The organism is Bergeriella denitrificans NBRC 102155, from assembly GCF_001592185.1.
GTDB lineage: Bacteria > Pseudomonadota > Gammaproteobacteria > Burkholderiales > Neisseriaceae > Neisseria > Neisseria denitrificans.
Genome location: NZ_BCWL01000068.1, coordinates 1 through 9573, shown reverse-complemented (window position 1 = coordinate 9573; position 9573 = coordinate 1). Strand labels below are relative to the sequence as shown.

Genomic DNA, 9573 nt, shown 5'->3' with positions numbered 1-9573 from the left:
AGCTGCTTATTCTCTCCCCCGTAATGGTGGGGGAAGGGGCAGATTGTGGAAACTCAAAGAGTTTTGCATTTCTCCACAGTTTTCTTATCCCGAACTCACGTTATTGATGATTAAGTTAGTTAGCGATATGCCGTTTTCAGACGGCCTTTTGCCGCTTTCAATCCGTGCTGTCCGACCCTATATTGCAGCCGCGTGTGATAAAGCATGTAAAAACCGCCGCCCGTGCTTGAAAAACCGCCGCTCGAAGCCATAATAAGGCAGCGGGCGGAATGTTGCCGCACCGCACAGCTATCACGGAAACCCATAATGAAAAAAGCCTTATCCGCACTCATCATCGGCCTGCTGTCGGCATCGGCAGGCGCGGCCGACAGCTACGGCTATCTCGCGCTGTGGCAAAATCCGAACGATGCCGGTGATACGGTACAGATTAAAACCACGCGTGAAAACGCTAGCCGCGCCGAAGCCAAAGCCGAGCTGGATGCCTACTGCCAAGCGCAAGACGCTTTGGCCGGCATCGCTGCAGGCAGCCCCACCGGCTGCAAAACCATTATGCCGCTGAGCAACACCTGCGTGGCGCTGGCCTACCCGAAAGCCGCCGGCGCGCTGACACCGGAAAACGCCGTGATTATCACGTCCCCGCGTTTCAAAAGCGTGCACCAAACCGCCATGAACCAGTGTATGAAAAAATACGGCAGCGCAGGGCAGTGTACGCTGGAAGTGACCTACTGCACCGCCAGCGATTATTACGGCGGGATGCTGAAAACGCTGATTAACCGTTTGAAATAAGTTGCTCGATAAAAAAAGGCCGTCTGAAAATCATGATTTTCAGACGGCCTTTTTTTGCCGGTAAAACATTATGCGCCCGCGACGGTCATTTCGCTAATCAGTATCGAGCCGATTTTGTTGGACGAGCGGCGTAATGCGTCATCGGCGATGCCGGCGATGTTGCGGTAGATATCCTGCAGGCGGCCGGCGATGGTGATTTCGTGGACGGGATAGGCGATGACGCCGTTTTCCACCCAGAATCCTGCCGCGCCGCGCGAGTAGTCGCCGGTGATGGTGTTGACGCCTTGTCCCATCAGTTCGGTTACGAGTAAGCCCGTACCCATTTCTTTCAGCAGGGCGGCTTGGTCGGGATGGGTGGGGTCGAGGTAGAGATTGTGCGCGCCGCCGGCGTTGGCGGTGGAAGTCATGCCGAGTTTGCGCGCGCTGTAGCTGCTCAGGAAATAGCCTTCGACCACGCCGTTACGGATGACGAAGCGCGGCTGCGTGGCGACGCCTTCGGAGTCGAAATAGGTGCTGCCGAACGCACGCGGGATATGCGGCTCTTCGCGCAAGTTGGCAAACCCGGGCAGGATGGTTTTGCCGATGCTGTCGATGAGGAAGCTGCTTTGGCGGTAGAGTGCGCCGCCGCTGAGTGCGCCGACCAGGTGGCCGATTAAGCCGCCCGCCATGGTGGTGTCGAACAATACGGGATAAGTGCCGGTGGGGATGCTGCGGCTGCCGAGGCGGCGCAGGGTGCGTTCGGCGGCGGTGCGGCCGATGGATTCGGGGCTGTCCATGTCTTGGCGGCGGCATGAGCTGTCGTACCAGTAGTCGCGCTGCATACCTTGCCCGTCGTCGGCGACCACGCTGCATGAGAGGCTGTGGCGCGTGCCTTGCTGGTGTGCCGTAAAGCCGTGGGAGTTGCCGTAAACGTATTGGTAATGGCCGGTTTGTACGCCCGCGCCTTCCGAGTTGCGGATGCGGCCGTCGGTATCGAGTGCGGCCTGTTCGCATTGTTTGGCGATGTCGACGGCGGTTTCGGTATCCAAATCCCATTCGTGGTAGCGGTCGAGGTCGGCGATGTGCTGCGCCATTAAATGTGCATCCGCCAGGCCGGCGCAGTCGTCTTCGGCGGTGTAGCGGGCGATGTCGATGGCGGCTTTGACCGTGTCGCTCAAGGCTTGGTCGGAAAAGTCGGCGGTGGAGGCGCGGCCTTTGCGTTGGCCGACGTACACGGTGATGTCGAGGGATTTGTCCTGCTGGAATTCGATTTGTTCGATTTCGTTCAGGCGCACGCTCACGCTTTGGCCGAGCGATTCGCTGAAGTCGGCTTCTGCTGCGGTTGCGCCGTATTGCTTGGCCAGCGACAGGGTGTTTTCGCACAGCCGGATTAATTCGTTTGGTGTGTGGTTGAACAGCATGGGGCTTCTCTGAATGGGTTTTGCGCATTTTATACTGTTTTCAGACGGCCTTGTGAAAATACCGCCGTTTTCAGACGGCATGAAAGGCGGTACGGCGGCGTGAACGTGTTAAAATACGGCGGTTGCCACGAAGGTTTAGAGAAAATGTTTGAAAACGAAGACGAATGGGTCAGCAAAACCCGTATGAAAAAGCAGATGAACGATTTACAGGATTTGGGCATGGCGCTGACCAAGCTCTCGACCGATACGCTGAAAAAAATCGGTTTGTCCGAAGAATTGTTTGAAGCGGTGCAGGCGTATAAGAAAATCACTTCTAACGGCGCGCTCAAACGGCAGGCGCAATTTATCGGCCGTCTGATGCGCGACACCGATCCCGAGCCTATCGAGCAGTTTTTGGCCAAACTGCGCGGCGACAATGCGGCACACAACGCCTTTTTGCAGCGCGTCGAGCAGGCGCGAGAACGCCTGATTGCCAATGATGACGCGCTGACGGCTTTTATCTCGGACCATCCGCACGCCGACGCGGGCAAACTGCGTACCCTTATCCGCAATACCCGCAAAGAGCAGGAGCAAAACAAACCGCCGAAAAATTTCCGTGCTTTGTTCCAAGAAGTCAAAACCGTCATGGAAGACAAGCAGGGCGGCGGGGCGGATTTGGCGGAAGAGGGTGAAGTGTAACCTTTCTATTTTCAGACGGCTTTCTAAAAGAACATCAGGCCGTCTGAAAAGATTATTTTCCAACCGGCAGGAGACATGACCATGAAAGTGATGAAAACCACCGCCGCGCTTGTGGCGGCAACGATGCTGTTAAACGGCTGTACTACGATGATGTGGGGTATGAACGACCCGTTCAGCGAAAGCACCCGATATGTACCGGTGGGCCAAGACGATATTCATGCTTTCGGCACGGTTAAAGAAAACACCGCACAGCTCGAGCGCGGCAGCTTGGTGATGATGGGCGGCAAATATTGGTTTGTGGTTAATCCAAAGGATTCCGCCAAGCTGGCTGAAATTTTAAATGCCAAGCTGGACAAACAGTTTCAAATGGTGGAACTTAACCCGCGTTACCGCTATAACGCCCTGCCCGTCACGCTGAAAGAGAAGGGCGGCGCGGAATTCAGCAGCAGTTTCTGCCTGCGTTACGACACGGTAAAAGCGGCGGAAATCAAGCAGCTTGAGGCGTTGGCGTTTAAAGAAACCAAAATAGATAAACAAACCGCCTATGTGCGATGCGTCGAAGCGTCGGGCAAATATTACAACGTGCCGCAGCAGATGAAGGCCGATTACCGCTTCGAGCAGAGTGTGCCGGTGGAAATCCGCTATAAAGTGACGACCAGACAAACCGACTACGGCAAGTTGATTCAGAATGTCGGTTATACTCCGCTGACCTTGATGGGTGATGCGGCGCTGGCGGTGGTGGCGCTGCCGTTTGCCGCCATCGGTAAGCTGGTGGATGCGGTAAAGAGATAAGGTTTGCGCCGTTGTTATATCATGAAATATTTCAAATTGATGGTTTAATCCCCATCTTATTTTTCAGACGGCCTTATCAGCATAAAAAGGCCGTCTGAAAACATTTTCAAAAAATCCAATCACTATGTCCGTCAAAATCCAAACCCGCCCCATTAACCAAACCGTCTGCGATACTTTAATCCATGCGGGTGCCGACCCCTTAATCGCCCGCCTGTGCGCCGCGCGTGACGTGCGGTCGCCCGATGAGCTGGACGACAAGCTCTCCGGTCTGCTGCCTTACCGAACGCTGGCCAACTGCGAAGCCGCCGCCGTGCGTCTGGCGGATGCGGTGGAAGGCGGCGAAAAAATCCTGATTGTCGCCGACTACGATGCCGACGGCGCAACTGCGTGCAGCGTGGGCGTGAGCGGCTTGGGCGCGATGGGGGCGAAGGTGGATTTTCTCGTGCCCAACCGTTTCGAACACGGCTACGGCCTCACACCGGAGCTGTCCGAAATCGCCGCCGCACAAGGCGTAAAGCTGCTGGTGACGGTGGATAACGGTATTGCCAGCCTGGCGGGCGTGGCGCGGGCGCAGGCTTTGGGTTTGGACGTGATTGTGACCGACCACCATTTGCCTGCCGAGCAAGTGCCCGATTGTATTATTGTGAATCCGAACCAGCGCGGTTGCGGCTTCGCGAGCAAAAGTCTGGCGGGCGTGGGCGTGATTTTTTATGTGTTGATGGCGCTGAGGGTGGAGCTGCGCCGGCGCGGTTATTTTTCGCATAATGCGGAAACGCCGTTTTCAGACGGCCCGAACAAAATTGCCGAGCCGAATCTGGCGGAACTGCTGGATTTGGTGGCGTTGGGTACGGTGGCCGATGTGGTGCCGCTGGATCACAACAACCGCATTTTGGTGTCGCAAGGTTTGAAGCGGATGCGGCAGGGCAGAATGCGCCCGGGCATACGCGCTTTGTTTGAGGTGGCGCGGCGCGATTGGCGCAAGGCCCAGCCTTTCGATATGGGTTTTGCGCTGGGGCCGCGTATTAACGCGGCGGGCCGGCTCGACGATATGTCGGTCGGCATAGCCTGCCTGCTGGCGCAAAGTGAGGCCGAAGCGCAAATGCTGGCGGCGCAGTTGAATGATTTGAACATCGAGCGGCGCGAAATCGAGCAGTCTATGCTGCAAGACGCGCTCGACGGTTTTCCCGACATTCTGCCCGCAGGCCAAACCACGCTGGTAGCCTACCGCGATGATTTCCACCAAGGTGTGGTCGGTATTGTCGCCAGCCGTCTGAAAGACCGGTTTTATCGACCGACGATTGTGTTTGCGCCCGCCGACAACGGCGAAGTGCGCGGTTCGGGGCGTTCCATTCCCAACCTGCATTTGCGCGACGCGCTGGATTTGGTCAGCAAACGCCATCCCGATTTGATTTTGAAATTCGGCGGACACGCGATGGCCGCGGGCTTGAGCATTTTGGAACACAACATCCCCGCTTTTCAGACGGCCTTCGAAGCCGCCGTGCGCGACATGGTGGGCGACGACGATTTGTCGCAGACCTTTATCACCGACGGCAGCCTGCCCGCCGCCGAAATCACGCTGGCGCAAGCGCAAAACCTTGCCCGCCACGTATGGGGGCAGGGCTTCGCGCCGCCGAGCTTTACCGACGAATTTCACGTCGTGCGCCAACAATTTATGGGCGCGGAGGGTAAGCACAAGAAAGTGTGGCTGCAAAAAGACGGTTATGAATTTGAAGCCATGTTTTGGCGTTGCAGCGAAGACATCCCCGAATACATCCGCACCGTTTACCGCCCCGTCGCCAACGAATGGCGCAATAATGTGGAATTGCAGCTTTATATCGATTATTGGGAAGCGGCGTGAAGGCAATGCCGTATGGTTTGACTATAAAAAAGCCGTCTGAAAAAGGCATTTTCAGACGGCTTTTGGTTTTTCCGTTTACAGCACCACGTTGGGATAAGAGCCGATCACTTTAACGAAAGAGGCGCGGCTGCTGAGAACCTGCAGGGCTTTTTCGACTTTTTCGTCTTGCTGGTGGCCTTCGATGTCGATGAAGAACAGGTATTCCCACAGCGCGGATTTGCTCGGGCGGCTTTCGATTTTGGTCATGGAAATGCCGGCATCGGCGAAGGTTTGCAGCAGGCTCATGATGGCGCCGGCCCTGTTGGGGGTGGAGACGACTAATGAGGTTTTGTCGCTGCCGCTGGGGCCGGTGTCCTGATGGCCGAGCACGATGAAGCGGGTGGTGTTGTTCGGCTCGTCTTCGATGCATTCGGCCACGATGTCGAGGCGGTAGATTTCTGCGGCGGTCACGGCGGCGATGGCGGCGACGGATGCGTCGTCGGATTCGGCCACCAAGCGGGCGGCTTCGGCGTTGCTGGATACGGGGATGCGCTCGGCCTGCGGCAGGTTGCGCCCCAGCCAGTCGTTGCATTGCGCCAGCGCTTGGGCGTGGGCGAAGACTTTGGTGATGCCGGCGGTATCGCGGCTGTTGCGGCGCATCAGGTTGTGGTGTACGCGTACGACGACTTCGCCGCAGGCTTTGAGGGCGGATACGGCCAGCAGGTCGAGGGTGCGGCCGATGGAGCCTTCGGTGGAGTTTTCCAGCGGTGCGACCAGATAGTCGGCCTGGCGGGTTTCCACCAGCTTGAAGCAGTCGTCCACGGTCATGCAGGCGTGCGTGTGGGCAGCGTGGCCGAAATGTTTGATGGCGGCCTGCTGGGTAAACGTGCCTTGCGGGCCGAGATAGGCGATGGTCAGGGGGCGCTCCACGGCCAGGCATTCGCTCATGATTTCGCGAAACAGGCGGGCGACGGATTCGTCGGGCAGGGGGCCTTGGTTCAAATCCTGAATGCGGCGCAATACGGCGGCCTCGCGCTCGGGGCGGTACACCGCGCCCGTGCCTTTCAGCTCGCCGATGGTGTGGGCGTGGGCGGCGCGGCGGTTGAGCAGCGTCAGGATGGTGGCATCGATTTCATCAATCGCATCGCGGTGGGGTTTTAATTGTTCGTCAATCGACATAGCGGATAAGGGAATCGGGTGGAAATGGTGGAGATTTTAGCATTATAGTGAATTCAAATAAAAAATCTACAGAGTTGGCTGCGCCTGGTCGTACTACTTGTACTGCCTGCGGCTTGCTGCCTTGTCCCATTCTGTGTTATTCGACTATGTCTTTTTTATTTGAATCCACTATAAAAAGGCCGTCTGAAACGTAGAGTTGTAGCATCGGTTTGAGCCGGACGCAGCAGCGTTGTATCAAACTAAAGTGAAACGACTGTATTTTCAGACGGCCTTTTGCGGCATCAGCCCTGCCAGCGTTTAAACACCAGCGAAGTATTGACGCCGCCGAATGCGAAGTTGTTGTTCATCACATAGTCGGTGCGGATTTCGCGGCCGGCGCCGGTGATGTGATCCACGTTGCCGCAGCGCGGGTCGGGGTCGGTCAGGTTCACCGTCGGGGCAAACCAGCCGCCGCGCATCATTTCAATGCTGAACCACGATTCCAACACGCCGCACGCGCCGAGGGTGTGGCCGAGATAGCTTTTTTGCGAACTCATGGGTACGAAGCCGAACAGGGCTTCGGTGGCCAGCGTTTCGGCGATGTCGCCTTTTTCGGTGGCCGTGCCGTGGCCGTTGACGTAGCCGATTTGCGCGGGGGAAATGCCCGCGTCTTTCAAAGCCAGCGTCATGCATTGCTGCATGGTGTCTTTTTGCGGCTGGGTTACATGGCTGCCGTCGCTGTTGGCACCGTAGCCGACGATTTCGGCGTAAATCTTCGCGCCGCGTGCCTGCGCACTTTCCAGCGATTCCAACACCATCATGCTCGCACCTTCGCCGATAACCAGGCCGTCGCGTGCCGTATCGTAAGGGCGCGGGGTTAAATCGGGCGCATCGTTGCGGCGGCTGGCGGCGTAGAGCGAGTCGAACACATACACTTGCGAGGGGCTGAATTCTTCGCCGCCGCCCGCCAGCATCATCTCAATCAGGCCGTATTTAATGGCTTCGTAGGCATAGCCTATGCCCTGGCTGCCCGACGAGCAGGCACTGGACGTGGGGATAATCCGGCCTTTCAAGCCGAAGAAAATGCCGACGTTGGCAGCGGTGGTGTGCGGCATCATGCGTACATAGGTGTTGGCGCTGAAGTTTTGCGAATGGCCGGTCAGCAGCAGCTCGCCGATGTCGCCGATGTCTTTGGGGCTGCCGGAAGACGAGCCGCAAGCCACGCCCATGCGCCCGTCGCTAATGCGTTCATCGCCAAGCAGCCCGGCATCAGCCAAAGCGCGTTCGGCCGCTTCCACGCATAATTGCGACACTTTGCCCATGCTGCGTAGCTGCTTGCGCGTCCAATGCGCGGGCGGGGCGTAATCGGGAAGCGGCGCACCCAAGCATGCTTCCAGCTCAGGAAAGCGGTCTGCCCAATCCATGTGTTTGACGGCGTTTTGACCGGCTTGAAAGGCCGTCTGAATATCCGCCCAGCTTTTGCCGAAAGCGGTAATGCCGCCGATACCCGTAATCACGACTCTTTTGGTATTCAACACAAACCTCCGTTTACTGCAATCACCTGGCGGGTAATATAGGCTGCCTTTTCATCCATCAAAAAGCGTACCGCGTGCGCCACTTCTTCGGGTTTGCCCATACGCGCGGCAGGTACGGCTTTCAAAATCTCGTCCACCGGCACATGCTCGTCTATCATCTCGCTTTCAATCAGGCCGGGGGCGACGCAGTTGACCGTAATCTTGCGTTTCGCCAATTCTACCGCCAAGGCTTTGGCCGCACCGATTAAACCCGCTTTCGACGCGCTGTAATTGACTTGGCCGCGGTTGCCCGTAATACCCGATACCGAAGCCATGCAGACAATCCGGCCGGCTTTGCGGCGGCGTATCATCGGCATCGCCAGCGGGTGCAGCACATTATAGAAACCGTCGAGATTGGTACGCAGTACATCATCCCAATCATCGTCGCTGAACGCAGGAAACGCATTGTCGCGCGTCAACCCCGCATTCAGCACCACGCCGTAATACGCGCCGTGCGCTTCCACATCCGCAGTGAGTATGTCGCGGCAGGCGGCGCGGTCGGCGACATCAAACTGCAACACGCGGGCGTTGCGCCCGAGCGCACGGATTTCCGCCGCCACCGCTTCCGCTTCGTCTCGGCGGCTGCGGCAATGGACAACGATATCGAAGCCGTCTTGCGCCAGCTCCAGCGCCACTGCGCGGCCGATGCCGCGGCTGGAGCCGGTGATTAAAATGGTTTCGCTCATGGGTTTCCCTTGAATGGTTTTGAATGTTTGATTGTTTGTGCGGATGGCCGCGTGCCGGCTTTTCGGTAGGGCGGCAGGCGGGTTTTCAGACGGCCTTGCCGTCTTTCGGGCTGTACACGTTCAGCGCGGCGCGTACCAGGAGGCCGTCTGAAGGCAGGGCGGCTTTTGCTTGGGGCGGCGCGTCCGTCCAGTATAAAGCACAATCGAAAACGCCCATGCCGCTTTGGTCTTGGGTGGACAAGTCCACTTCGATTTTCAGCGCGGTGCCGACGGGAATGCTGTCGGCAAACAGTTCCAGCTTGCGCGTGCCGAGCAGAAAGCCCAGCCGCACGGGTTCACCCGCGTTGCAGGCGGCGCAGCCGGCCAGTGCCGCAACGCCCTGCGCCATGATTTCTACGCCTGCCATACAGGGTACGCCGCCGCCGTGCAGCAGGATATGGTTTCCGCCTATGGAAGCGGTGGCGCGCAAATGGCTGCCGCTGTATTCGGTAATGCTGTCGAGCAACACCATATGCCCGCTGTGCGGCAGCAGCGGGGCGGTGTCGGTAATCGGGCAGGTTAGGGGCGTGGGGCGTGTCATTGCGGGAAAAGGCCGTCTGAAAATAGGGTTGGCGGTATTGTTGGTTATTTTATAGCAGTAGGTCGGGCACTTTTGCCCGACA

The 9573-nt window shown here is 57.7% G+C and carries 10 protein-coding genes; 5 read left to right on the top strand and 5 right to left on the bottom strand.

Annotation, left to right across the window (positions count from 1 at the left end; genetic code table 11):
• The coding region (locus tag BDE01S_RS11570; protein ID WP_218015857.1) for a hypothetical protein at positions 1 to 253 on the top strand (253 nt) is incomplete at its 5' end.
• Between the two features lie 53 nt (positions 254 to 306).
• On the top strand, positions 307 to 786 hold the full coding sequence (locus BDE01S_RS05345) for a DUF4189 domain-containing protein (RefSeq protein ID WP_066078313.1): 480 nt from the start codon (positions 307 to 309) through the stop codon (positions 784 to 786).
• A 68-nt stretch (positions 787 to 854) separates the two neighbouring features.
• Here BDE01S_RS05345 and pmbA read toward each other — a convergent pair whose 3' ends face one another.
• Positions 855 to 2186 carry a metalloprotease PmbA gene (gene pmbA, locus BDE01S_RS05340; RefSeq protein ID WP_066078311.1) on the bottom strand — a complete coding sequence of 444 codons (1332 nt, stop codon included), beginning with the start codon at positions 2184 to 2186 and terminating at the stop codon, positions 855 to 857.
• Between the two features lie 144 nt (positions 2187 to 2330).
• Here pmbA and yjgA point away from each other — a divergent pair, with 144 nt between their 5' ends.
• From yjgA to recJ, 3 genes are all read left to right on the top strand, one after another.
• The gene (yjgA, locus tag BDE01S_RS05335) at positions 2331 to 2864 is read left to right on the top strand and encodes a ribosome biogenesis factor YjgA (RefSeq protein WP_066078322.1); all 534 of its coding nucleotides are present in this window, start codon (positions 2331 to 2333) and stop codon (positions 2862 to 2864) included.
• A gap of 81 nt (positions 2865 to 2945) precedes the next feature.
• On the top strand, positions 2946 to 3656 hold the full coding sequence (locus BDE01S_RS05330; protein ID WP_066078319.1) for a YidX family protein: 711 nt from the start codon (positions 2946 to 2948) through the stop codon (positions 3654 to 3656).
• 124 nt (positions 3657 to 3780) lie between these two features.
• Positions 3781 to 5514 (top strand): single-stranded-DNA-specific exonuclease RecJ, encoded by a 1734-nt coding sequence (gene recJ, locus BDE01S_RS05325; RefSeq protein ID WP_066078308.1) that lies wholly within the window; start codon positions 3781 to 3783, stop codon positions 5512 to 5514.
• Between the two features lie 75 nt (positions 5515 to 5589).
• On the opposite strand, the gene pheA is transcribed toward recJ, so the two are convergent.
• The 4 genes from pheA to BDE01S_RS05305 form a co-directional block, all read right to left on the bottom strand.
• Positions 5590 to 6672 (bottom strand): prephenate dehydratase, encoded by a 1083-nt coding sequence (gene pheA, locus BDE01S_RS05320; protein ID WP_066078305.1) that lies wholly within the window; start codon positions 6670 to 6672, stop codon positions 5590 to 5592.
• A 281-nt stretch (positions 6673 to 6953) separates the two neighbouring features.
• Positions 6954 to 8189 (bottom strand): beta-ketoacyl-ACP synthase, encoded by a 1236-nt coding sequence (locus BDE01S_RS05315; RefSeq protein ID WP_066078302.1) that lies wholly within the window; start codon positions 8187 to 8189, stop codon positions 6954 to 6956.
• Complete coding sequence (gene fabG / locus BDE01S_RS05310; protein WP_066078299.1) at positions 8183 to 8911, bottom strand: 3-oxoacyl-ACP reductase FabG; 729 nt, start codon at positions 8909 to 8911, stop codon at positions 8183 to 8185. Before fabG ends, BDE01S_RS05315 begins: the two co-directional genes overlap by 7 nt.
• Before the next feature lie 85 nt (positions 8912 to 8996).
• Positions 8997 to 9491 (bottom strand): hotdog family protein, encoded by a 495-nt coding sequence (locus BDE01S_RS05305; protein ID WP_066078316.1) that lies wholly within the window; start codon positions 9489 to 9491, stop codon positions 8997 to 8999.
• Positions 9492 to 9573: the final 82 nt, after the last annotated feature.